Consider the following 25,069-nt stretch of genomic DNA (forward strand, 5'->3'; position numbering starts at 1 on the left):
AAGGTACTTAAAAACGCGCTGAAATCGTTCTTTATATCTTTTGATCAAAACAAATAGCTTTAGCCAAGATAATAACATGATCTAAATTGGTGCAAAGATGAGTTTTGGTGCAAATGTTGGTTGTATTTTGGTGCATTACACAAAGAGTAGGCTTTCCACCTATGCTTGAGACAAGAAAAGACATACAATACGCGCATTCAAGTGGAGCGCAGATTCATGAAGACCCCCAAAGTCGGTTTTGTTTCTTTAGGTTGTCCTAAGGCATTGGTAGATTCTGAACGAATTTTAACTCAGTTAAAGACTGAAGGTTATCAAGTTGCATCAGATTATGATGGTGCTGATTTAGTAGTTGTTAATACCTGTGGTTTTATTGAATCTGCGGTACAAGAGTCGCTAGATGCAATTGGCGAGGCCATGAGTGAAAATGGTCGAGTAATCGTTACGGGATGCTTAGGTAAAGACGAAGATAAAATTCGTCAAATGCATCCGAACGTTTTAAAGGTTACTGGTGCGGCAGCTTATCAAGATGTGATGGAAGCTGTACATGAATATGTACCAGCACCACCTAAACATAATCCGTTTATTGATTTGGTTCCTGAACAAGGAATTCGCTTAACACCAAAGCATTATGCTTACTTAAAAATATCTGAAGGATGTAACCATCGTTGTACCTTCTGTATTATCCCAAGTATGCGTGGTGACTTGGTTTCTCGTCCAGTTGGTAGTGTATTGGAAGAAGCTGCGGCACTTAAAAGAGCCGGTGTTAAAGAAATCTTGGTTATTTCTCAAGATACATCAGCTTATGGTGTAGATACCAAGTACAAACTTGACTTCTGGAATGGTCAGCCTGTTAAGACAAAATTCTTCGACATGTGTGAAGCACTCGGCCAATTGGGTATCTGGGTGCGTTTACACTATGTTTATCCATATCCACATGTTGACGCAGTTATCGATTTAATGGCTCAAGGTAAAATCCTGCCATATCTTGATATTCCTTTCCAACATGCAAGCCCACGCGTTCTTAAATTAATGAAGCGTCCGGCACATAGTGAAAATACACTAGAAAAAATTAAGTTATGGCGTCAAAAATGCCCTGATCTTGTGATCCGTTCTACTTTTGTGGTTGGTTTTCCTGGCGAAACTGAAGAAGACTTCCAGATTTTGTTAGATTGGTTAGTCGAAGCTCAACTTGATCGTGTAGGCTGCTTTACCTATTCACCAGTAGAAGGCGCTACGGCAAATGATTTACCCGATCATGTGCCAGAAGAAATTAAGCAAGAGCGTTACGAGCGCTTTATGCAAGTGCAGCAGCAAATATCTGCTGCCAAATTACAAAAACGCATTGGTCAAACGATGACTGTATTAGTCGATGGTTTAGAAGACGAATATCCTGTTGCCGTTGCACGTTCTTATGCCGATGCTCCGGAAATTGACGGTAATGTGTTTGTAGAAGATATCGATAAGAACACTATTCAACCGGGCGATATATTGGAAGTCGAAATTACCGATGCAGATGAATACGATTTATTTGCAAAGTTAATTAAAATTAAATCGGTTTAATCGAAATATATTTAAAGAGCATTCAGTTTAAGAGGTTTTGGAGCAAAGTCATGGCGGAAACAATTAGCCCACGTTATTCACGTATTCTATTAAAATTATCTGGTGAGGCATTGTCAGGTAATAAAGATATGGGTATCGATGCCCAAGTTTTAGATCATATGTCACTTTCAATTGCACATTTGGTTGGTTTGGGTGTGCAAGTGGGTATCGTTGTGGGTGGCGGTAATTTGTACCGTGGTAGTCAGTTGCAAAAAGATGGCCTAGTTGGTCGTGTAACAGGCGATCAAATGGGTATGCTTGCAACTGTAATGAATGGCTTAGCTATGCGTGATGCTCTAGTTCGTCGTAACATCAGAACTCGTCTTATGTCTGCATTGCCAATTGGTACAGTGGTAGAGTCTTACTCAAGTCGTGATGCGATTCGTCATTTGAGTCAAGGTGAGGTTTGTGTTTTTGTTGCGGGTACAGGAAATCCATTTTTCACAACAGATACAGCAGCATGTCTACGCGGCATTGAAATTGAAGCGAATTTGATTTTAAAAGCGACTAAAGTTGATGGCGTTTATAATAAAGATCCAAGTAAATATGATGATGCTGTTAAATACGATCATTTAACTTTTGACCAAGTATTAGATGAAAAACTTGGTGTTATGGATTTGACTGCTATTTGCTTATGTCGTGACCATAACGTGCCATTGCAAGTTTTTGATATGAATAAATCAGGTGCGTTATTGTCAGTAGTAATGGGTGAAAAAGAAGGAACGCGCGTTACTAAGTAATGTACGTGTTACCGAAAGCTCTTTATACTAGCGCTAAATTAAATTTGTTAAATATATCTTTGAATAAATAAGTAAGGTAGATCATATGATTAACGATCTGAAAAAAGACGGCGAACAGCGTATGTCAAAAACTCTAGAGTCTTTAGAACTCGGGTTTGCTAAAGTTCGTACTGGCCGTGCACACCCATCAATCTTAAATGGTGTGATGGTTCCTTACTACGGTTCTGATGTGCCATTAAATCAAGTAGCAAACGTGGGTATTGAAGACTCTCGTACACTTATTGTTCAGCCATTTGAGCGTACAATGGTTTCAGCTATTGATAAGGCAATCCGTGAAAGTGATCTTGGTTTAAACCCGATTACAGCAGATGCAATTCGTGTACCTTTACCAGCATTAACTGAAGAAACACGTCGTGATATGCAAAAAGTTGCGCGTAACGAAGCTGAAAATGCAAAAGTTGCGATTCGTAATATTCGTCGTGATGTATTAGGTGATATCAAAGCATTGTTGAAAGAAAAAGAGATTTCTGAAGATGATGAACGCCGTGCAGGTGATGATATTCAGAAAATTACTGACAAATATGTTGCAGAAGTAGACAAGCGTCTTGCAGCGAAAGAAGCAGAATTGATGAAGGTCTAATTTTTATGACCGATTCTGAAGAGTATCATCTTCCCAAGCATGTTGCCATCATTATGGATGGCAACAACCGCTTTGCAAAAAAAAATCAAATGCAAAAAGGTGATGGGCATAGGGAAGGTAAAAATGTTCTTGATCCTATCGTTGAACATTGTAAAAAAACTGGTATTCGTGCTTTAACTGTTTTTGCATTTTCAAGTGAAAATTGGAATCGACCGCAGTATGAAGTCGATCTGCTTATGAAGCTTCTGGAAGAAAGCATTCATGAGCAAATACCTCGCATGAAGAAATTTAATATTGCTTTGCGTTTTATCGGTGATCGTTCTCGATTATCCTCACACTTAGTTGCCTTAATGGAAGATGCAGAGCAACAGACAGCACACCATGACACCATGACCCTAACCATTGCAATAAGCTATGGTGGGATGTGGGACATTGCTAATGCAGCAAAACAGGTTGCAGAGGCCGTCTCCCGTGGTGAATTTAGTGCTGATCAAATAAATGTTGATTTGTTCGAAAAATATGTCAGTCTAAACGATCTGCCAGCTGTGGACTTATTAATCCGCACAGGCGGAGATTATCGCATATCTAATTTCTTGTTGTGGCAAGCAGCTTATGCGGAACTGTATTTTACCGAAGCTTTATGGCCAGAATTTACAGTAAAAGAGTTCGATCATGCATTGAATGTTTTTTCAGGGCGTGAACGTCGTTTTGGCAAAACATCTGAACAAATTCAGCAAGAGAAAATAGAGAATTTATAATGTTAGAGCGGATTGTTACCGCATTGGTACTTGTTGCAGTTGTTTTAGGCTGTATGTTTGCTACGCAATCACATTATCCAATGTTGGTTCTTATGATTGTTGCAGCAGGGGTAGCGGGGTATGAGTGGTATAAATTAATGCCTCGCGAAACTGCAAATGCTGTAAAACCTAAAGCTTGGTGTTACGGTCTGCTTGTTGCATTTGTTTCAGGTGTCGCCCTATTTTTCCACGATATTGCATTGCTTTTGTGGTCTGCTTCAATTTTGACTTGGATTGTTAGTGTATATTGGGTTAAGTCATTTCCTGAATTTGATGGTTGGTATAATGCGACCTTGTATGTGATTGGCATAATTCTAGTCTGCGCTGCGGTAACATCAATTTTTGTAGTATGGCAAAGTTCACCATGGTGGTTAATGTATCTGTTCTTGCTTGTATGGGGTGCAGATAGTGGTGCTTACTTTGTTGGTCGTAAATTTGGAAAAAGAAAACTAGCTCCAACTGTAAGCCCTAATAAATCAGTAGAAGGTTTGTACGGTGGTCTTATTACGACCGTAGTAATAATGGTAGTTGTGCAATATCATTATCTAAATTTAACTTTAATTCAGCAAATTCTGTTTCTTATATTGTCATTAATTACAGTATTTGGTTCAGTTTTAGGTGACTTATTTGAGTCAATGATTAAACGTCGTGCCGGTATTAAAGATTCGGGTCGTGTTCTGCCTGGTCATGGTGGTGTGTTAGATCGTATTGATTCTTTACTTGCTGCAGCCCCGATCTTTGCAACGGGAATGTATATATTAAAACTTATTGGTGTAGATTTATAGATGACACAATCTGTTTGCATATTAGGTGTAACCGGTTCCATTGGTCAAAGTACCTTAAAAATTTTAAATCAACATCCTGATAAGTATTCAGTGTTTGCAGTTTCAGCTCATAGTCGAATTTCTGAGTTAGTTGAAATTTGCAAACATTTCCAACCAAAAGTTGTGGTTGTTCCTGAGCAGAAAGTTGCCGAATTAACAACTCTATTTGCACATAATAAATTACAAAATATTGAAATTTTGGTTGGCGAGCAAGGTCTGATAAGCATTGCTTCACATCCAGATGTTGATGTTGTTATGGCTGCAATTGTTGGCGCTGCAGGTTTGTTACCAACTCTGGCTGCTGTGAAAGCTGGTAAACGCGTATTATTAGCAAATAAAGAAGCTTTGGTTATGTCTGGTGAAATCATGATGCAAGCAGCACGTGATCATCAGGCATTGTTATTGCCAGTCGATTCAGAACATAACGCTATTTTTCAGTCATTACCTCATAATTATTTAGAAGCCGAAAGAAATGGGCAACCACAGCAGGGCGTATCTAGAATTTTGTTAACAGCCTCTGGCGGCCCTTTTTTAAATCATTCTTTAGAGCAATTAAAAGAAGTTACACCTCAGCAAGCTTGTAAACATCCCAATTGGTCTATGGGGCAGAAAATTTCAGTTGACTCAGCTACTTTGATGAACAAAGGATTGGAGTTGATTGAGGCGTGCCATTTGTTTTCAATATCTGAACATTTTGTTACAGTTGTTGTCCACCCACAAAGTATTATTCATTCTATGGTGCAATACGTGGATGGTTCAACATTGGCACAAATGGGTAATCCAGATATGTGTACGCCAATTGCACATGCTTTAGCATGGCCTGAGCGTTTACAGACAAGTGTTCCTGCTTTAAATTTATTTGAATATTCTCAGCTTAATTTTCAAGCGCCAGATATTCAAAAATTCCCAGCACTTGATTTGGCTCGTCAAGCAATGCGTGCGGGAGGTTTGGCGCCTACTATTTTAAATGCTGCAAATGAAGTTGCTGTTGCTGCATTTTTAAAGGAACAGATTGGATTTACAAATATCCCACAAGTGGTAGAGCATACTTTGCAAAAATTGGAAAATTCAGTTGCTGAAAATATTGAGTGCATTTTAGCTAAAGATGAAATAGCACGACGTGTAGCACAGCAATATATATCAAGTATAGGAGGCTGAAATGAGTGCATTATTTATGATTGCAGCAGCGGCTCTTTTACTTGGTCCTTTAATTGCAATTCATGAGTTCGGTCATTATTGGGTGGCACGAAAATTAGGTGTTAAAGTTTTAGTGTATTCCATTGGTTTTGGACCTACATTACTCAAGTGGACATCAAAAAAATCTGGAATTAAATATCAACTTTCAGCTCTTCCATTGGGCGGCTATGTAAAAATGCTCGATGAGCGTGAAGGTAATGTTGCAGAGCATGATTTACCTTATGCATTTAACCGTCAAAAACCATGGAAACGTATAGCAATTGTTGTAGCTGGCCCATTAATTAACCTGATTTTTGCTGTCTTACTTTTCTGGATTTTATTTTTACCAGCCCAAGAACAATTGAATACTAGAGTCGGTAAAGTTATACCGAACTCACCAGCAGCAACTGCACAAATGCAAGTTGGTGACAAGATTATTGCGATTGATGGGAAAGAAACGCAAACTTGGGAAAAACTTAACTTTGCTTTGATTGATCGTGTAGGCGAAACTGGTAGTGTAAATGTTGATGTAGACCGTGCAGGTACTGAAAAAAATATTGTTTTACCAATTAAAGACTTCCTAAAAAACCAGAATGAATCAGCTTTAGATGTGTTAGGTTTTTTACCATACCGTCCTGTTATTCCTGCTATTGTCACTGAATTAACTCAAGATGGAGCTGCAATTCGTCAAGGAATGAAAGTAGGCGATCGTATTGTTTCAATTAATGGTCAAGCTATGAAAGACTGGTTTGATGTTGTTGAGGTAGTACAACATTCTCCAGAAAAATTACTCAATATTGATGTGTTGCGTAATAGTCAGTTAGTTCATTTGCAAGTCATGCCTCAAGGAAAACGAGATAACATGGGGCAAGTGAGTGGTGTTTTGGGTGTGAAAAGTGATGCGGGAAAAATTACAATTCCTGACGAATATAAGCAAACAATTCAATATACTCCAATACAAGCTTTCGAGATGTCACTAGATAAAACTGGTCAAATTTCTAGCATGATATTGAGTTCAATAGTAAAAATGGTTAAGGGTTTAATCGGTTTAGAGAATCTTTCTGGTCCAATTACAATCGCAAAAGTAGCGGGACAAAGTGCAGAAATGGGATGGCAGACTTTTATCTCATTTATGGCTTTAATGAGTGTAAGTCTTGGAATTTTAAATTTATTACCAATTCCAATGCTAGATGGCGGACATCTGGTTTATTACATTATTGAGGCTATTCGTGGGAAGCCTGTTTCTGAACAAATACAAATGTTTGGTCTAAAAATTGGTATGGTACTGCTCGGTAGTATGATGCTTTTGGCTTTATTTAACGATTTTATGCGTTTGTAAACGTATATGGATTTATAACTTACTGGAAAAAACTGGCATGCGGCACACACATTTTTTAATGCCTTTGGCACTTGTTAGCGCTATGGCAGCGGTACAACAAGCATATGCAGCTGATGATTTCGTTGTTCGAGATATTCGTGTAGATGGTTTAGTCCGTCTTACTCCTGCAAATGTTTCTACCATGTTGCCAATCAACAGTGGTGATCGCGTTAATGAACCGATGATCGCAGAAGCAATTCGAATATTGTATGCCACTGGACTTTTTGACGATATTAAAGCCTCAAGAGACAACGATACTTTAGTTTTTAATGTCGTAGAGCGCCCAATTATTTCAAAACTTGAATTTAAGGGTAACAAACTTATTCCTAAAGAGGCTTTAGAGCAAGGCCTTAAAAAAATGGGCATTGCTGAAGGCGAAGTTTTTAAGAAGTCAGCTTTACAAACAATTGAAACTGAATTAGAACAGCAATATACCCAGCAAGGTCGTTACGATGCTGATGTAACGGTTGATACGATAGCTCGTCCAAATAACCGTGTTGAACTTAAATTAAATTTTAATGAAGGTACAGCCGCTAAAGTTTTTAATATCAATATTATTGGTAATACTGTTTTTAAAGACAGTGAAATTAAGCAAGCTTTCGCAGTTAAAGAAAGCGGTTGGGCTTCAGTTGTAACTCGTAATGACCGTTATGCTAGAGAGAAAATGGCAGCGAGTCTTGAAGCTTTGCGTGCGATGTATCTGAATAAGGGTTATATTAATTTCCATATCAATAACTCGCAGCTTAATATTAGTGAAGATAAAAAGAATATCTTTATTGAAGTTGCTGTAGAGGAAGGCAGTCAATTTAAATTTGGACAAACCAAATTTTTGGGTGATGCACTTTATAAGCCACAAGAGTTACAAGCTTTAAAAATCTATAAAGACGGTGACACTTATTCGCAAGAAAAAGTAAATGCTGTTAAGCAATTATTATTGCGTAAATACGGTAATGCTGGTTATTACTTTGCAGATGTGAATATTGTTCCACAAATTAATAATGATACAGGTCTTGTTGACTTAAATTACTATGTAAATCCAGGTCAGCAAGTTACTGTGCGTCGTATTAACTTTACAGGTAACAGTAAAACTGCCGATGAAGTATTGCGTCGTGAAATGCGTCAAATGGAAGGTGCTTTAGCGAGTAATGAAAAAATTGACTTGTCTAAAGTTCGTTTAGAGCGCACAGGATTCTTTAAAACTGTTGATATTAAACCAGCACGTATTCCAAACTCACCAGATCAGGTGGATTTAAACGTAAATGTTGAAGAACAACACTCGGGAACTACAACATTAGCGGTAGGTTACTCACAAAGTGGTGGTATTACATTCCAGGCAGGTTTGAGCCAAACTAACTTTATGGGAACGGGTAACCGTGTTGCGATCGATTTATCTCGTTCTGAAACTCAAGATTACTATAACTTAAGTGTTACCGACCCTTACTTTACAATTGATGGGGTAAGCCGAGGTTATAACGTTTACTATCGTAAAACAAAGCTAAATGATGATTATAACGTTAATAACTACGTTACCGATAGTTTCGGTGGTAGTTTAAGTTTTGGTTATCCAATTGATGAAAATCAAAGTTTAAGTGCCTCAGTTGGTATTGATAATACTAAAGTAACCACAGGTCCCTTTGTTTCTACCTATGTCCGTGACTACTTGAAGGCAAATGGTGGTAAAGCAACAGGTACAGAAACTTATTGCCCAATTGATAATCAAATTCCTATAAAAGATGAAAATGGTGTTATCACTGGCACTGAATGTAAAGAGGGTGGCCAAAGAACTTATGAAAATGCATTTGAAGGTGAGTTCTTTACCTATAATCTGAATTTAGGTTGGTCATATAACACATTAAACCGCCCAATTTTCCCAACTTCAGGTATGTCACATCGTGTAGGTTTGGAAATTGGTTTACCAGGTAGTGATGTTGACTATCAAAAAGCAACTTATGATGCTCAGGCATTTTTCCCTATTGGTACTACAGGCTTTGTACTGCGTGGCTATGGTAAGTTAGGCTATGGTAATGATTTACCATTCTATAAAAACTTCTATGCCGGTGGTTATGGCTCAGTTCGTGGTTATGATAACAGTACCTTGGGTCCGAAATATTCAAGTGTAAATTTACAAGAAGAAGGTAAAGATGACTCTTCTCCAGAAGAAGTCGGTGGTAATGCTCTAGTGCAGTTTGGCACAGAGTTGGCTTTGCCATTGCCATTCAAGGGAGATTGGACTCGTCAAGTACGACCAGTTCTTTTTGCTGAAGGTGGTCAGGTATTCGATACCAAGTGTGACGTTGGTTCTTATTCTATGATTATGAATGGTCAGCAAATTGCAGATGCTAAAAAATACTGTGAAGATAACTATGGTTTCGACTTAGGTAATATGCGTTATAGCGTAGGTGTTGGCTTCACATGGATCACCATGATCGGACCATTATCTCTTAGCTATGCATTCCCTCTAAATGATAAGCCTGGTGATGAAACTAAAGAGATCCAGTTTGAAATCGGTCGTACTTTCTAAGTACGACTTGACTAAACATGAAATAAGGACACAAATTTAAATGAAAAAATTAAATATATTAATGTTGGGACTAGGTTTGACAGTTTCTGCTATGACTAACGCTGCTGGTTATGGCGTTATTGATCTTGCTAAAGTTGTTGAAAATAGTGCTTATTTAAAGCAACAAAACGCAAGTTTAAATCAATCAGTTAAGCCAACTACAACTCGTCTTGAGCAGTTGGGTAAAGAATTGGAAGGTCTTCAGCGTCAAGCCCAAACTCAAGGGCAAAAAATGAAAGAAGATGATATTAAAAAGCTTCAGGCGCAATATCAGACAAAACTCAATGAATTTAATTCTACTCAACAAGGTTTGCAGTCAAAAGTTCAAACTAGTTTGCAAGGAATGAACTCAACTTTTGAGACTCGTGTGAAGCAAGCAGCTGAACAATTACGAAAAGAAAATAATCTTGACTTCATTTTGAATAAAAATTCAACTGTTGCCTATGACGCTAAATATGATTTAACTGATAAAATGATACAAAAGGTTAATTCAATGAAATAAATTAATGAAAGTGCAACATTATCGTTTAGATGAACTAGCTCACCTGGTAAATGGTGAGCTAGTAGGTACGGGTAGTCTTCAATTTATAAACTTAGCAAGTTTAGAAAATGCTGAAACTCATCAAATTGCTTTCGTGAATGGCGAAAAGTATATTGATCAAGCAAAGGCTAGCCGTGCGGGTGCGTACATTGTTACAAGCCCTATTAAAGAACAGCTTCCTGACAAACAAAATTTTATTATTGTTGATAATCCTTATTTAGCTTTTGCAATACTTACACATGTTTTTGATAAAAAAATTACATCGGTAGGTATAGAAAGTACTGCTCAAATTCATCCTTCTGCGATCGTTTCTGAAACAGCATATATTGGTCATTATGTCGTAATTGGCGAAAATTGTGTGGTAGGTGATAACACAATTATTCAGTCTCATACTCGACTGGATGATAATGTGGAAGTTGGAAAAGATTGTTTTATTGATGCTCATGTCACTATTACTGGTGGATCTAAATTATTTGATCGTGTGCGAGTTCATGCAAGTACTGTAATTGGTAGTGAGGGCTTTGGCTTTGCACCATATCAAGGAAAGTGGCATCGCATTGCTCAATTGGGTTCAGTTATTATTGGTAATGATGTTCGCATTGGTTCAAATTGTAGTATTGATCGAGGTGCACTCGATAACACAATTTTGGAAGATGGGGTCATTATTGATAACCTTGTGCAAATCGCACATAACGTTCATATTGGTTCGAATACAGCTATCGCTGCTAAATGTGGAATTGCTGGCAGTGTTAAAATTGGCAAAAACTGTATTCTAGCAGGGGCTTGCGGTGTATCAGGGCACCTTTCTATTGCTGATAATGTGACTTTGACCGGAATGTCAATGGTCACAAAAAATATTTCTGAAGCTGGTACTTACTCTTCAGGGATTGGATTATTTGAAAATAGCCATTGGAAAAAGACAATTGTACGCTTACGACAATTAGCAGATGTGCCATTGACCCAAATCACTAAACGACTTGATCATATACAAGCTCAAATAGAGTCTCTTGAATCAACCTTTAATTTGCGTAAATAGAATATTATGACCGAGTCAACTACACCTAAATTTGCCATCCCTGAATTACCAATGCAGATTCAAACGATTCGTCAATATTTGCCGCATCGTTATCCTTTCTTATTGGTTGATCGTGTGACTGAAGTTACTGACAATAGTATTGTTGGTTATAAAAATGTTTCTATCAATGAAGAGTTCCTACAGGGACATTTCCCAGAATATCCAATTATGCCTGGTGTTCTAATTGTAGAAGCATTAGCTCAAGTTTCAGGTGTTCTAGGGTTTATTATGAACAATGAAACGCCAAAACCAGGTTCTTTATTCCTCTTTGCTGGTGCGGAAAGGGTTAGATTTAAAAAACAAGTAGTTGCTGGTGACCAACTTGTATTAAAATCTGAATTAGTAATGCAAAAACGCGGTATCTACAAATATAATTGTACAGCTACCGTGGACGGTATTGTAGCAACAACCGCTGAAATTATGATTTCACACCAAAAAACAGAGCAGGCATGAGCAATCACGACTTAATTCATTCTACGGCCATTATTGATCCATCTGCAGTGATTGCTCCAGATGTCCAGATAGGACCTTATTGCGTTATCGGTCCAAATGTGACGATTGGCGCGGGTACTAAGCTACATTCACATGTAGTGGTGGGTGGTTTTACCAAAATTGGTCAAAATAATGAGATTTTCCAGTTCGCAAGTGTTGGTGAAGTTTGTCAAGACTTGAAATATCAAGGTGAAGAAACCTGGTTAGAGATTGGTGATCATAATTTAATTCGTGAACATTGCAGTTTACATAGAGGAACTGTGCAAGATAATGCTTTAACTAAAATAGGAAGTCATAACCTATTGATGGTTAATACACATATTGCACATGATTGTATTGTTGGTGACCATAATATTTTCGCGAATAATGTTGGTGTTGCTGGACATGTACACATAGGTGATCACACGATTATTGGTGGTAATTCTGGCATTCATCAATTCTGTAAAATCGATTCTTACAGTATGGTGGGTGGAGCATCACTAATTTTAAAGGATGTACCAGCCTACGTTATGGCTTCTGGTAACCCAGCCCATGCATTTGGTATTAATACCGAAGGAATGCGTAGAAAGGGTTGGTCTAAAAATACAATTCAAGGCCTCAGAGAGGCTTATAAATTAATTTTTAAATCAGGACTTACCTCTGTTCAAGCTGTTGCACAGATTAAAAGCGATATTCTTCCGAATGTTCCAGAAGCTCAATTATTAATTGACTCTGTTGAAAAGTCAGAGCGTGGTATTGTTCGCTAAGAAAATTTATTAAAAAAAGACACTGCATATTGCAGTGTCTTTTTTTTTCTTAAAATTATTATTTATTAAAAAATTTAGCTTCTTCCGATTTTGGATACTGACTTAAGATTTTAGTTTTATATTGGTTTGCTGAAGCTGTATTTTTATCAACATCTTTAGCAATGCTATAGAGTTGATAAAGAGCACGAGGAGCTTTACTCGAATTTGGATATCGAGTTGCTACTACATTGTAGTTCTTTTTAGCTTCATTATAGTTTACTGGATCAGTTGCTAAATTAAATTCAGCTAACCAAAAATAAGCATTCCCTGTATAGACGCTATTTGGATGATTTTTGATAAAGTTTTGCATTGGAGCAATCGCTTTTTTTGCGCCACCTTGCTTATAGGCATCTAAAGCTACAGTGTAAGCTGCCTTTTCAAGCTCTACAGGGTTTGATTGGTTTTGTGAAGGTGGTTGAGACGTTTCCGACTGTGGTGGGGGACTAGCGGAAGGAGTGTTTGTTGGAGCAGCATTCACTACTTTATTTTCAGCAGAAGTTTCTGTGCTTGCTGTAGCAGGAGTATCACTGTTCCCAGAATTATCTGATGGTGCACTTTCTGGATCGACCTTCTGATTGAGTAGCTCTAAACGTTGATCTAGATCCGTATAGCGATTAGATAGATCTTTTTTCAATTGCTCAATATCATTTGATTGTTCTTCTAACTGCCCACGTAAGGTACGTACATCATTTTCTAATTGTTGGTTTTTTTGCATTAATTCCCAGTTTAAATTACTAGGTACCGAAACATTATTAGAAGAAGTGTTAGTTGAGCTACCACCACTTTGGCTTAAACCGCGAGACTCAATTGGAATGTTGGCATAGAGAGAGGTGGTGCTCATTAAGGCAATAAATAAGAAAGAATGCTTCATCAATCGCATGAGTATAGGTCCATAATTTTATGTAAAAGCCAACTTAAAAAAAGGAATATATAAACTATTCACTTAACTATCTAAGATTTTAATTGGTCAATGCAATTAAAACAGCTAACAATATAAATGCAAGAATAGTTTACAATCTTCAAGCATATTTTATTCAAAAGAAGATACAAGAAAGAATATAGAAATGAGATGTATAAAAATTTATAGGTTTTTGCTGATGAATTAATCAATTGAAACATAAACTTGCTTAAAACGGTCAAGAAGGCTTGCAACTATTTAAAAAATCTCTATACTCTGTTTTGCAATGGTAGCCCCGCTGGTGGCTTCGCAATTGTACTCTGTGAACCCCGCCAGGACCGGAAGGTAGCAACGGTAGCAGATCTATGATGTGCCGAAGTTTTGCTAGTGGGGCTGCCACCATTGCTCTTAGTCCATTCTCCGTTGGACTGCTTTTATAATTACATCTAAGTCAAATCCTCTATATTGTAAAAATCTAATCTGTTTTGCTTTAAGTTTTGGATCTTTTTCTACTTCTTCGCCAAATTTTTTCACTTTCAGTTGATACGCTTGTTCTATCCAGTCAATATTGTGAATATCCTCTGCGATTAAATCATTTTCGATTTGTTTTATTTTTAAAGCTTGCTTAATACGTTTTGGCCCTTTGCCTTTACGAATCTGGCTAGCAAGCATCTGTTCAGCAACGCGTTGATCACTTTGATAGTTTTTTTCAGATAATTCTTCAACAAGTTGATGAACCTCTTCAGGGTTTTGTGCATAACGAGTTAATTTTTCAATAAGCTCTGCTTTGGAATAATCTCGACGAGTCAATAAAGCAAAAGCATAAGACCGTAAACGCTGACCTGTAAGCAAAGCTCGTTGTTGAGATTGTTCTTCAGTTCTTTTGAACATAGTATTAGGATTCCCTTGTAAAAAAACGCCCCGAAGGGCGTTTTAAAGCGCATGAATAATTAAGATTCTAATAAAAGATCAGCTTCTTCTTCATCTTCAATTTGCTCAGTAGTCGTGCCTGTTGTTAACAGTTGCTCACGGATATTGCGTTCAATCTCTCCTGCCATTTGAGGGTTCTCTTCAAAGTGGCGAATAACATTGTTCTTACCTTGACCAATTTTATTACCTTGATATGAGTACCAAGCACCTGCTTTTTGTACGATATCTTGCTGTACAGCTAAATCTACAAGTTCGCCTAGTTGGTTTGTGCCTTTACCATATAGGATTTGGAAAAGAGCTTCTCTGAAAGGAGGAGCCATTTTGTTTTTAACAACTTTAACACGAGTTTCAGAGCCGACGATTTCATCGCCTTCTTTTACTTGACCAATACGGCGGATATCTAAACGTACAGAAGCGTAGAACTTCAATGCGTTACCACCAGTTGTGGTCTCAGGGCTACCAAACATTACCCCAATCTTCATACGGATCTGGTTAATGAAAATAACCATACAGTTTGAGCGCTTAGCATTACCAGTAATTTTACGAAGTGCCTGACTCATTAGACGAGCTTGTAAGCCCATATGAGAGTCACCCATCTCGCCTTCAATTTCTGCTTTAGGGGTAAGTGCTGCGACTGAATCGACAACGATTAAGTCAATTGCGCCAGAGCGAACTAACATATCTGCAATTTCAAGTGCTTGTTCACCGTTATCAGGCTGTGATACAAGCAGGTTATCAATGTCTACACCAAGCTTACGTGCATATTGTGGATCTAAAGCGTGCTCTGCATCGATAAATGCACAAGTGCCGCCAGTTTTTTGACATTGTGCAATCGCTTGTAGAGTCATTGTGGTTTTACCAGAAGATTCTGGACCATAAATCTCGACAATACGACCTTTTGGTAAACCGCCAATCCCCAATGCAATATCTAAAGTCAAAGAGCCTGTAGATACAGCTTCAACAGCTTGAACAGTGTTGTCACCGAGACGCATCACCGTATTTTTGCCAAATTGTTTCTCAATTTGACTTAGCGCGGCTTGTAATGCTTTGCTTTTATTCTCATCCATCTCAAAAACCTCAATACTCTATGTTCATCACGTTTAACCCAAGTGGATGCATTGAATCTCAACTTGTTTCACTGGGTTAATAGTGACAGATTTTTTCTATAGCTTCTATGTGTTGTATGTGTGTGTGCGACACAACTCGACGTTTTTATTCATCACCGTATGACCAATTTTGATCATTCTCCTGTTTAAACCGAATAATTTGTCGACGATCCTTTTTACCCGGTCTATGGTCAGGCCGAGCTAGATTATGCAATTTTCGTTGGGATGCAATCAACTCCCGTCTAGCAATACTCACTTCGGTTTCTTCATAAAGTTGTTGTGCGACTGGAGCTGGACCGCGTGTGTTCGAAAGAGCTTTTATCACAACAGTTTTTTTATCAAAACCTTGCTGAATAATCAGTTCCATTCCAACTCGAATTTCTTTGGAAACTTTTACACGCTCATTATTGTGATGTACTTTACCTCCTTCAATCGCTGCTTTAGCAATTGAACGAGTTTTAAAAAAACGAGCAACCCATAACCACTTGTCGACACGCATGGTCTCTACAGCATCGTTTTCATGCAATTTTGACATCATTATCCTTTCTATCAATTTGATTCAATATAGACAGTAATTCTGTAAGTCGATTTAGTGCTTTATATTCTAAATCTTGATGCTGTTTTATATCCTTTAGACTTGAGGGCTGTGAGATAGTAAACAAGTGTTGAATACCAAATTTTTCTGCTGTTTTTAATACAGGGGCCGTATCGTCAATAAAAATCGTTTCATCAGGATTGAAAGGATGTAATCTTTGAAGTTCTTGCCAAAAATTAATATCTTCTTTGGCATATCCCACTTGTTCACTTGATATGATGACATCAAAGTAATGTTCAATTGCAATATTATCGAGTTTTAAGCGTAAGCTCGCGCGGTCAGCATTAGTCACTAGCCAACACGTGTATTCCTGTTCTTTAAGTTGTTGCAAAAGCTCAATACAGCCAGAACGAGCTTGGATCTTAGATTGAAATTCTTGTTGTAGTTTGAGGACATCAACTCCTACAGTTTTAGTCCAATAAGTTGATGAATACCAAACAAGCGTATGGCGATGTGATTGATAAAATTGATATAGCTTTTCTTTGCTCTCAGTGAGGAGAATTTGATGTGTTTTCGCATGTCTTTTTGGAAGACATTCATTCCAAATGAAATCATCAAAAGCGAGATCTAAGAGTGTACCATCCATATCAAACATTATGATTTTAGACATTTTTTTGAATATCTCCAAAATCATTCAAAGCAAAATTTTTAAAACACATCTACCTTATATCCTTTTAAAATCATAAATTAAATAAACTTATAAATACTCAAACTAATTTAAAGCTCCATCCAATAATTTTTCTAAAATGTGTGCAGATTCATAGGATGGATAGGGGAGATAAATGATTTAAAATTATAACGTGGAATTTTGTAAAACAAAAAATAATAATGAGGCAGTTTTAGTAGAAAATTCTTCCCTTAAATGAAAAATATTTAGAATTTATTTAAGGTTTTTTGCCCTTATGATTAAGTTTGCTTACATAGGATACGTATTGACAAACATTTTATAAATTGAAGGATACTTATTTAAAGTTATATTTAAAATTATTCCTATAAGAACTTAGAGAAAGCAATGAAAATTGGATTTATTGGTGGAACCAATGACGGTATCGTAATCAATGCCGCCGATGGCCTCGATACTTATAAACTTGAATGGCACTACAAAGCAGAAAAACACTGTGACTCACAACTTACTTTAGGGTTGAATGGACCTGAGTATGATTATTACAATTTATTAATTCTAAGAAAAAATAAAGAGGCTAAACTTTTCTATGTGCTCACTACTATGGAGAAAGAAGAAATAGCAGATAAACTCCATGAATACTGGGAATGCTCGACCTCCGTCGGCTATGATTTTGATGAGTAAGCTGTGATTTCATATAACACATGTGCTCTTAATTCGTGATGAAGAGGAACTTTAGGATGATCAAAGTTTTTAACTTTGTGCATTCCTATTCGCTCCATTACAGCTTGAGAGGGGGTATTAATGGTAGCGGTAAATGAAACGATTTTATCTAAATTCAGTATATTAAAACCATAATCTAAAGCTGCATTTGCTCCTTCTGTTGCATAACCTTGTTTCCAAAATTCTTTTGCAAGTCGCCATCCAATTTCCACACATGGAGAGAAGTCAAATTGTTCAGGTTGACTGTGTAAACCAATAAACCCGATAAACTGATGGGTTTCTTTTAATTCTACTGCCCAAAAGCCCCAACCATTTTCATGAATGAGAGATGAGATTTTTTGGATTAAATTAACACTTTCTTGGGGCGTTAAGACATTTGGGAAAAATTGCATAACCTCTTGATCTAAGCCCATTTTTATAAAAGGCTCAAAATCACTTTCTTTCCACTGTCTTAAAATTAAACGCTTTGTTTCGATCATGAGATGGCTCTTTAATTGAAAATGAGAAGTTAAAGTGGTTTTTGCACAATCTTCTGTAAAATGATCTTGGAATTGATGCTCACTACACCTTTTATTTTATTTAAGGTATTAATGACGAAATGAGAAAAAGAACTCAAATCTTTGGTTGCAACGTGTAAAACATAATTAGATTCGCCAGTAATAATATATGCATTAATGACTTCATCAAAATTTTTGATCTGACTTAAAAAGAAGTTGTGATCATTTTCTGTGAGTTGGGCAAGTTTTATTTCGACGATTGCCTCAATTTTTATGCCTAGTTTTTCATAATTAACTTTCGCTTGATATTTTTCAATTACACCATTGCTTTCTAGGATTTTAACTCGCCGATGACAAGCTGAAGCCGAAAGGTTAACGAGATCGGCCAGTTCTTGGTTACTTAACCGAGCATTATCTTGTAAATACTTCAGAATTTTTAGGTCTATTGCATCTATATTCATTTTCGAATTCCATCCATGTTTTTTAATTTTAATTCGAATTTTATACGAAAATAGCTAATTTTAATCAAATATTATCGAATAAATCGAAAGAATTGGCATGATAAAATTCAAATACAAAGGAAATGTTGAAAATAGGTGAAATAACAAATGATTACTCGCGAACAATGCCTCTATTGGGATCAGGAAGATGAACTCAAAAAGTTTAAAGATGAATTTGAGCTGCCAGAAAATGTCATTTATTTAGATGGTAATTCTTTAGGTGCAAGACCAAAGAAATCATTAGAAGTTGCCCAGCATATTATTGCCAAAGAGTGGGGTGAGGACCTCATTAATAGTTGGAATAAAGCAGATTGGTGGGGGCTACCGACTAGACTCGGAGATAAAGTTGCGAAGCTTATCGGTGCCGAAAAAGAGGAAGTCATTATTTCAGACTCAACGACTCTAAATTTATTTAAAGTTTTATCAGCAGCGGTAAAAATTCAAGCTGAAAAATTCCCAGAACATAAAATTATTGTTGCAGAAAAAGATGCCTTCCCAACCGATATTTATATTATTGAAGGCTTTATCGACTTGATTAATCAAGGTTATCAAATTGAGTTGATTAATGGTGCCGATGATTTGTCTCGTGTTTTGGCAAAAGATGTAGCTGTAGTTGTTCTTTCTCATGTGAATTATCGGACTGGATATTTCTATGATATGGAATCTATTAATCAACAAATTCACGCTAAAAATGCTTTGATTATTTGGGATTTATGTCACTCAGTTGGTGCGGTACCTATGGATCTTAATCAGAGTAATAGTGACTTTGCGATTGGTTGTACTTATAAATATTTAAATGGCGGTCCAGGTTCTCCTGCGTTGCTATGGGTAAATCGAAAGCATCGTGATCAATTCTGGCAACCTTTATCAGGCTGGTGGGGCCACAAAAAACCATTTGATATGTCCCAGCACTATGAGCCAGCAAACAGCATTCGTCGTTATTTATGTGGAACTCAGCCTATCATTTCTATGAGTCTAATCGAATGTGGCGTCGATATTTTCTTAGAAGTCGATATGCAACAAATACGTGAGAAATCACTCAAATTAACCGATTTGTTTATTCAACTTGTTCAACAGGAATGTGCTCAGTTTGATTTTGAACTGATTACACCTCTAAACCATAAATATCGTGGCAGCCATGTCAGTTATAGACATGAATTTGGCTATGAAATTATTCAGGCTCTTATTGCTCGTGGTGTGATTGGGGATTACCGAGAGCCAGAAGTACTACGTTTCGGAATTACACCTTTATATCTAGGTTTTGAAGATATCTGGAATGCTGTACAGCAACTTAAGCAGATTATGCTGAATAGTGAATGGAAGAATGAGCGTTATTTGGTGCGTAGTGAAGTGACCTGATATTTAGGTCTATATCAGAAGAATGGCTAGGAGGGCCTATGAGCAGTTTTGATGAAATACAAAATCGAGAAGCGGGTTTACATAAAAAATTATCCGCAAAACAGATGGGAATGATTGCAATTGGTGGAGCGATAGGTACAGGACTGTTTATGGGAAGCAAGTTTGCAATCAGCTTTGCTGGCCCTGCTGTCATTGTGAGTTACGCGATTGGTGGACTAATTGCCTTTGCTATTATGGCTTGTTTGGCTGAAATGACAGTTCAGCATCCTACATCAGGCTCTTTCGGAGCATATGCAGAGCATTATGTAAGTCCTCTTGCTGGGTTTTTAGTCCGTTATTGTTATTGGGCATGTATTGTATTAGCAGTCGGTACGGAAATTACAGCAGTTGCCGACTACATGAAGCTATGGTTTCCACATGTAGGGTCATGGATCTGGATTGCTTTTTTTTCGCTGACTTTACTCGTGGTTAATGCCTATAGCGTTAAAGCTTTTGGATTAGTTGAATATTGGTTCTCTACGATAAAAGTCTTTGCAATTATTGTATTTATTCTTTTAGCAATTGGTATTTTGACTCAAAGTCATGGAGGAACAGATCAGATTCTATCCAATTTAACCGAGCATGGGGGCTTTTTTCCTCATGGTTTTAGTGGGGTCTGGATCGGGGTCATCATTTCAATCTTTAGTTATTTAAGTATTGAAATGATCGCTGTTGCGGCAGGTGAAGCTAAAGATCCAGAAAGAGCTGTAAAAAAAGCTTTTAAAAGTACTGCAATTCGCTTAATCCTATTTTATTTACTGTCTTTATTTCTCATTGTGGCGCTTGTTCCATGGACAACTTTAATTGGAGCCGATGCAACTAGCCCTTTTGTGATGGTGATGAAAATTGTAGGTATTCCATATGCGGACAGTATTTTAAATTTTATTGTAATTGTCGCGGCCTTATCCGCCATGAATAGTATGTTGTATATCTCAACACGTATGCTATTTAGTTTGTCACGCGCAGGTGACGCACCGAAACTATTTGGTCGTATTAGTCATAATGGTGTACCAATTAACGCGTTGTTATTGTCAGCGGTCGGTATTGGTATTGCGAGTATTGTTTACACGATTAACCCAGCTTCTGCTTTTCCGATCATGATTGCTTTATCTATGTTTGGCGCATTGTTCACTTGGGGCAGTATTTTCATTACCCATATGTTTTTTAGAAGGAATATGGCGCGAAAAGGAGAGCAGTTAAAGTTTAAGGTGCCAGCGAGTCAGTTAATTTCATTCTTAGGATTAATCGCAATTTTAAGCATCACGATCACAACTTGGTTTACAAATGAATTTAAGTCAACCTTACAATTTGGAATCCCACTAGTTGTTGTTCTTACAGTTTTCTACTATTTAAAGCGTTCGTCAGCCAAGCTTGCTTTAAATACTCATGAAGAATCGTTGAAATGAGAGACTTATGAGACCATATGACAATGCTAGAACTGTGGCGAATGAACATGAAATATTGACAGAATTTCAAAGAAAAAGCTTAGCAGCGTACCAAGAATATACTCATATTAGAGATATCCAATATGGCATACACTCAAGATCAACCTTAGATTTCTTTCCTTTAGAGAAAGCTAATAAAACTATTGTTTTTATTCATGGTGGTTATTGGCAATGGTGTGATAAATCAGATTTTGCATTTGTCGTACCATATGTTCTAGCAAAAGGAGCCCAGTGTGTTCTTTTAGAATATGATCTAGCCCCACAAAGCAAAATTTCAGATATTGCTTCTCAAGTTAATCAAGCTCTCGATTATATTCAAGAGCAAGGCTGGAGAACCGATGAGGTTGTTTTGGTTGGGCATTCAGCGGGAGCGCATCTGGCTGGTTTATCCCTAGGTCATCCACTCATATCAGAGATGGTTTTGTTAAGTGGAATTTATGATTTACAACCTATACAGAGGACTCATTTAAACCATGCTCTTAATCTTTCAAACGAAGATATTTTAAAATATAGTCCTATTCATTACAGCGATCGAATTACTGTTCCATGTTCAATTTTATGTGGCGAACTTGAGCTTGAAGAATTAAGGTGGCAGAGCCAAAATTATTTTAAAAGTAAAAAGGAGCAAAATCAGGATTTTGTTTCTTTTAAGCTTATTTCTAAAACTAATCATTATTCTATTTTAGAGTGCTATTTTAAGTCGATATTAGTTTAAGAAGTTGAATGATAATATATGCAATGTGATTGTATAGGTAATTAATTATATAAAAATATAAAGTGTGAGATGAATCACATCTTAAGCTGTTTTTTTATAGAAATTATTTATTATTGTTGACCTGACTACTGAATTTAATTAGATTAAAAAGATAGTGCTTTCTCACTAGACAATAAATTGTTTAGCTGTTGTTTAGTTGAGTTTTTAAGTCCGTAGCTTCCCAAGATACGGGCTTTTTTACTTCTTTTTTAAGGGGAAGTGTGATGTGGTTCACAATATTTTTATTTTAAATATGCTTTTATAATCGCTTTATCTCTAATGAAGATTTTTAAAATAAAAAAATTCTAAATTAAATGCTATTTTTAAAATATATAATTATCTAGAGGGTGGTAATTATTTGTATTTTATCTGGTTTAATAGTTGGATTGATTGAAAATTAAGATAGTGCAGACGTTAATTTCTATTCTTCATCAATTTGTCATATACGTTAGATACATTCAAAGAATAAAAAACAGAGAGCTATAGAAAATAATTAAATAATATATAGAATTTTTAAGTAATTGGATTTGTTCAGCTTCTATAAATTGTTTTTTATAAAGGAGTCTTTATGAAAGTACAATATTTTGAAGGTGGTATGTATGAACATATGTGCCCAGGTTGCGGATACCTTCATTATATTCCTGTACATTATCCGTTCTCGAATGGGAGTCAGTGGATTTTTAATGGTAACTTTGAAAAACCAACATTTGATCCAAGCATAAGTATGAACGGTTATTGCAATTATTTTATTAAAGATGGCTTCATTGAGTATAGTTCTGATTGTAGACATCACTTGGCAGGATGCAAGATCGAGTTGCCAGATTTAAAATCATAATTTATAAGCTATTTACTAGATTCATAGTTTTTAAAAAATTATTAGATCGTTAAGTAATGGGCTTTTTGAAATATATCTTTACGTATTTGATACTGAACTTTTATAGTTTAAAAAATTGTAAAAATCTTGATGTTGCAGATTAAATGGAAAATTGAAATAATTTTAATAGCTAATTTTTTTGTTATATAAGTATGGATATCTGGAAATTTTTAAAAAGCTTTAACACTGTTGAAACATATCTTGTTGTTTCTACTTCTATGTTATTTTTAATTATTATATATTTTTACATTATTAAGCCTGCATAATTTTATTTTAATTATTATGAAATTTTATTAATTGGTAAGTTTTTTGATATTTTAATTTTAATGTATTTATGCTAATGGAAAAACTTTGACGTAAAGTATGTAGATTTTATAAATCTCTCCTAATTTTTACTTAATAATATTTGTAAATTGGCTAATCTATTAAATACTGGATCGATGAACTTTATGAAGACTTTTCCAAAAATAATAAGTAAAAAGAAGAAAAGTCTATTTAATGGAAAATTCACTTTTAAAATTAGGAAAAGGTCCCGAAGGACCTTTCTTAAATTTTTGCATGAGTACCATATTTATCAATCATGATTGAGCTGGCTTCATTTAAACCGCGAACCGTTACCTCAATACCGTTCTTTTGAAATTTATTCACTACTGAATCTAGCATGGCAACTGAAGTGACATCCCAAATATGAGAATGGGTAAGATCAATAATGACTTCTTTAACATCTTCTTTAAAGTTAAAACTTTGCATAAATTTTTCAGAAGAACTAAAAAATATTTGGCCTCTTAAATCATATAAACGTGTTTTACCTTCAAATGAAGTACTTACGTGAATATCATTTTCAAGTTTATTTGCTAAGAAAAGTGCTGAAAGTAATACGCCAGTCAATACACCGAGCGCTAAGTTATGGGTGGCAACGACGACAATAACAGTGGCAATCATAACGACATTGCTACTTTTAGGATTATTTTTAAATTGGGTAAGTGACTTCCATTCAAAAGTACTAATCGATACCATAATCATGACCGCAACCAGAGCAGCCATAGGAATCACTTTTAACCAATCACTTAAAAATACAACTAGAATAAGTAAGAATATGCCTGCGCAGAAAGTGGATAAGCGTGTGCGACCACCCGATTTTACATTAATCATTGATTGGCCAATCATGGCACAACCCGCCATTCCGCCCATAAAACCTGAAGCAATATTCGCTATACCTTGACCTTTACACTCTTGAAATTTGTCACTAGGCGTATCTGTCATTTCATCAACAATAGTTGCTGTCATCATTGACTCAAGTAAGCCAACTGCTGCAAGGGCTAATGAGTATGGAAGAATAATAAGGAGTGTTTCTAAATTTAAAGGAATATTCGGAATTAGAAATATAGGTAAAGTATCTGGTAATGACCCCATATCACCAACCGTTCGAATATCAAACCCTAAAAGAATAGCGAGTAATGTAACGACTACAATACAAATAAGTGGGGAAGGAAAGAACTTTCCAATTTTGGGAATATAGGGGAAAAGATAAATAATTCCTAAGCCGATTGCTACTAATAAGTAGACATGCCAAGTTACGTTTACTAATTCTGGTAACTGAGCCATAAAAATGAGTATGGCGAGGGCATTAACGAAACCGATAACGACCGATTTAGAAACAAAACGCATGAGTTTAGCGAGTTTGAAATATCCAGCTAAAATTTGTATGACACCAGTTAAAACAGTTGCTGCAAATAGGTATTGAAGCCCATGGTCCTTTACAAGCGTTGTCATGACGAGGGCCATAGCACCTGTAGCTGCTGAAATCATAGCGGGACGACCGCCCACGAATGAAATAATCACTGCAATACAAAAAGATGCATATAAACCAATTTTTGGATCTACGCCTGCAATAATTGAAAATGCAATTGCTTCTGGAATTAAAGCAAGACCAACAACAAGACCTGAAAGAATATCTGCACGGACATTAGAGAACCATTGTTCTCGGACATTCGATAACATGAGGGGATAGCCTATAGTTTTAAATTTTGAAAAGGCTAGTGATGTGATATATCAACACAAGCGACTACACCACATCACTAAACAATGATGAGTTATTTACAATGATAAGGGCAAATAAA

General features: G+C 36.4%; 26 protein-coding genes and 1 other RNA gene. 19 read left to right on the forward strand and 8 right to left on the reverse strand.

All coding sequences use genetic code 11. The features are described 5' to 3' along the window. The first annotated feature begins 216 nt into the window (after positions 1 to 216). From rimO to lpxA, 12 genes are all read left to right on the forward strand, one after another. Positions 217 to 1,560, forward strand: a complete 1,344-nt coding sequence (rimO, locus tag MMY79_RS07445) for a 30S ribosomal protein S12 methylthiotransferase RimO (RefSeq protein WP_252612744.1) — start codon at positions 217 to 219, stop codon at positions 1,558 to 1,560. A gap of 50 nt (positions 1,561 to 1,610) precedes the next feature. Further along, positions 1,611 to 2,339 (forward strand): UMP kinase, encoded by a 729-nt coding sequence (gene pyrH / locus MMY79_RS07450; protein ID WP_004791851.1) that lies wholly within the window; start codon positions 1,611 to 1,613, stop codon positions 2,337 to 2,339. A gap of 85 nt (positions 2,340 to 2,424) precedes the next feature. Further along, positions 2,425 to 2,979, forward strand: a complete 555-nt coding sequence (gene frr, locus MMY79_RS07455; RefSeq protein ID WP_252612745.1) for a ribosome recycling factor — start codon at positions 2,425 to 2,427, stop codon at positions 2,977 to 2,979. A gap of 5 nt (positions 2,980 to 2,984) precedes the next feature. After that, on the forward strand, positions 2,985 to 3,737 hold the full coding sequence (gene uppS, locus MMY79_RS07460) for a polyprenyl diphosphate synthase (RefSeq protein WP_004791854.1): 753 nt from the start codon (positions 2,985 to 2,987) through the stop codon (positions 3,735 to 3,737). After that, entirely contained in the window at positions 3,737 to 4,561 is an 825-nt protein-coding gene (locus MMY79_RS07465) for a phosphatidate cytidylyltransferase (RefSeq protein ID WP_252612746.1), read from the forward strand. Before uppS ends, MMY79_RS07465 begins: the two co-directional genes overlap by 1 nt. After that, entirely contained in the window at positions 4,562 to 5,758 is a 1,197-nt protein-coding gene (gene ispC / locus MMY79_RS07470) for a 1-deoxy-D-xylulose-5-phosphate reductoisomerase (protein ID WP_252612747.1), read from the forward strand. It begins immediately after the preceding gene. A 1-nt stretch (position 5,759) separates the two neighbouring features. Further along, positions 5,760 to 7,115: an RIP metalloprotease RseP gene (rseP, locus tag MMY79_RS07475; protein ID WP_252612748.1), complete on the forward strand. Its 1,356-nt coding sequence runs from the start codon at positions 5,760 to 5,762 to the stop codon at positions 7,113 to 7,115. A gap of 37 nt (positions 7,116 to 7,152) precedes the next feature. Continuing rightward, entirely contained in the window at positions 7,153 to 9,675 is a 2,523-nt protein-coding gene (bamA, locus tag MMY79_RS07480; protein ID WP_252612749.1) for an outer membrane protein assembly factor BamA, read from the forward strand. A 40-nt stretch (positions 9,676 to 9,715) separates the two neighbouring features. Next, positions 9,716 to 10,216 carry an OmpH family outer membrane protein gene (locus MMY79_RS07485; RefSeq protein WP_003652178.1) on the forward strand — a complete coding sequence of 167 codons (501 nt, stop codon included), beginning with the start codon at positions 9,716 to 9,718 and terminating at the stop codon, positions 10,214 to 10,216. A 4-nt stretch (positions 10,217 to 10,220) separates the two neighbouring features. Further along, entirely contained in the window at positions 10,221 to 11,291 is a 1,071-nt protein-coding gene (gene lpxD, locus MMY79_RS07490; RefSeq protein WP_252612750.1) for a UDP-3-O-(3-hydroxymyristoyl)glucosamine N-acyltransferase, read from the forward strand. A 6-nt stretch (positions 11,292 to 11,297) separates the two neighbouring features. Further along, complete coding sequence (gene fabZ / locus MMY79_RS07495) at positions 11,298 to 11,783, forward strand: 3-hydroxyacyl-ACP dehydratase FabZ (RefSeq protein ID WP_003652176.1); 486 nt, start codon at positions 11,298 to 11,300, stop codon at positions 11,781 to 11,783. Further along, positions 11,780 to 12,568 carry an acyl-ACP--UDP-N-acetylglucosamine O-acyltransferase gene (gene lpxA / locus MMY79_RS07500; RefSeq protein WP_252612751.1) on the forward strand — a complete coding sequence of 263 codons (789 nt, stop codon included), beginning with the start codon at positions 11,780 to 11,782 and terminating at the stop codon, positions 12,566 to 12,568. Before fabZ ends, lpxA begins: the two co-directional genes overlap by 4 nt. Before the next feature lie 58 nt (positions 12,569 to 12,626). Here the strand turns inward: lpxA and MMY79_RS07505 are convergent, their stop codons facing one another. Further along, positions 12,627 to 13,487 (reverse strand): YbgF trimerization domain-containing protein, encoded by an 861-nt coding sequence (locus MMY79_RS07505; RefSeq protein WP_252612752.1) that lies wholly within the window; start codon positions 13,485 to 13,487, stop codon positions 12,627 to 12,629. 314 nt (positions 13,488 to 13,801) lie between these two features. Between MMY79_RS07505 and ffs the strand changes: the two genes are divergently transcribed. Beyond that, positions 13,802 to 13,898: signal recognition particle sRNA small type (ffs, locus tag MMY79_RS07510), an RNA gene on the forward strand. 15 nt (positions 13,899 to 13,913) lie between these two features. Here the strand turns inward: ffs and MMY79_RS07515 are convergent. From MMY79_RS07515 to MMY79_RS07530, 4 genes are all read right to left on the reverse strand, one after another. Beyond that, entirely contained in the window at positions 13,914 to 14,396 is a 483-nt protein-coding gene (locus MMY79_RS07515; protein ID WP_252612753.1) for a regulatory protein RecX, read from the reverse strand. Between the two features lie 59 nt (positions 14,397 to 14,455). Beyond that, a complete protein-coding gene (recA, locus tag MMY79_RS07520) occupies positions 14,456 to 15,502 on the reverse strand; it encodes a recombinase RecA (RefSeq protein ID WP_252612754.1) in 1,047 nt (348 codons plus the stop codon). A gap of 145 nt (positions 15,503 to 15,647) precedes the next feature. Next, positions 15,648 to 16,076: a S4 domain-containing protein gene (locus MMY79_RS07525; RefSeq protein WP_252613473.1), complete on the reverse strand. Its 429-nt coding sequence runs from the start codon at positions 16,074 to 16,076 to the stop codon at positions 15,648 to 15,650. Next, the gene (locus MMY79_RS07530; RefSeq protein ID WP_252612755.1) at positions 16,060 to 16,746 is read right to left on the reverse strand and encodes an HAD-IA family hydrolase; all 687 of its coding nucleotides are present in this window, start codon (positions 16,744 to 16,746) and stop codon (positions 16,060 to 16,062) included. Before MMY79_RS07530 ends, MMY79_RS07525 begins: the two co-directional genes overlap by 17 nt. A gap of 402 nt (positions 16,747 to 17,148) precedes the next feature. Between MMY79_RS07530 and MMY79_RS07535 the strand changes: the two genes are divergently transcribed. Then, positions 17,149 to 17,442: a hypothetical protein gene (locus tag MMY79_RS07535; protein ID WP_252612756.1), complete on the forward strand. Its 294-nt coding sequence runs from the start codon at positions 17,149 to 17,151 to the stop codon at positions 17,440 to 17,442. On the opposite strand, the gene MMY79_RS07540 is transcribed toward MMY79_RS07535, so the two are convergent. Then, positions 17,424 to 17,960, reverse strand: coding sequence for a GNAT family N-acetyltransferase (locus MMY79_RS07540; RefSeq protein ID WP_252612757.1), 537 nt, complete (start codon positions 17,958 to 17,960; stop codon positions 17,424 to 17,426). The two genes, MMY79_RS07535 and MMY79_RS07540, sit on opposite strands and share 19 nt — an antisense overlap. A 29-nt stretch (positions 17,961 to 17,989) precedes the next feature. Then, entirely contained in the window at positions 17,990 to 18,439 is a 450-nt protein-coding gene (gene gigD / locus MMY79_RS07545; RefSeq protein ID WP_238611544.1) for an Lrp/AsnC family transcriptional regulator GigD, read from the reverse strand. A gap of 147 nt (positions 18,440 to 18,586) precedes the next feature. On the opposite strand from gigD, the gene kynU reads away from it, so the two are divergent. The 5 genes from kynU (at position 18,587) to MMY79_RS07570 (ending at position 23,215) form a co-directional block, all read left to right on the forward strand. Further along, a complete protein-coding gene (kynU, locus tag MMY79_RS07550) occupies positions 18,587 to 19,837 on the forward strand; it encodes a kynureninase (RefSeq protein ID WP_252612758.1) in 1,251 nt (416 codons plus the stop codon). A gap of 38 nt (positions 19,838 to 19,875) precedes the next feature. Further along, positions 19,876 to 21,282, forward strand: coding sequence for an amino acid permease (locus tag MMY79_RS07555; protein ID WP_252612759.1), 1,407 nt, complete (start codon positions 19,876 to 19,878; stop codon positions 21,280 to 21,282). A gap of 7 nt (positions 21,283 to 21,289) precedes the next feature. After that, positions 21,290 to 22,036, forward strand: coding sequence for an alpha/beta hydrolase (locus MMY79_RS07560; RefSeq protein ID WP_252612760.1), 747 nt, complete (start codon positions 21,290 to 21,292; stop codon positions 22,034 to 22,036). A 607-nt stretch (positions 22,037 to 22,643) separates the two neighbouring features. Further along, the gene (locus tag MMY79_RS07565) at positions 22,644 to 22,910 is read left to right on the forward strand and encodes a DUF6527 family protein (RefSeq protein WP_252612761.1); all 267 of its coding nucleotides are present in this window, start codon (positions 22,644 to 22,646) and stop codon (positions 22,908 to 22,910) included. A gap of 191 nt (positions 22,911 to 23,101) precedes the next feature. Then, positions 23,102 to 23,215, forward strand: coding sequence for a hypothetical protein (locus MMY79_RS07570; protein WP_252612762.1), 114 nt, complete (start codon positions 23,102 to 23,104; stop codon positions 23,213 to 23,215). 280 nt (positions 23,216 to 23,495) lie between these two features. Here the strand turns inward: MMY79_RS07570 and MMY79_RS07575 are convergent, their stop codons facing one another. Beyond that, positions 23,496 to 24,950: a SulP family inorganic anion transporter gene (locus MMY79_RS07575; RefSeq protein WP_252612763.1), complete on the reverse strand. Its 1,455-nt coding sequence runs from the start codon at positions 24,948 to 24,950 to the stop codon at positions 23,496 to 23,498. Positions 24,951 to 25,069: the final 119 nt, after the last annotated feature.

Origin of the sequence: Acinetobacter sp. XS-4, assembly GCF_023920705.1 — a bacterium.
Lineage (GTDB): Bacteria > Pseudomonadota > Gammaproteobacteria > Pseudomonadales > Moraxellaceae > Acinetobacter.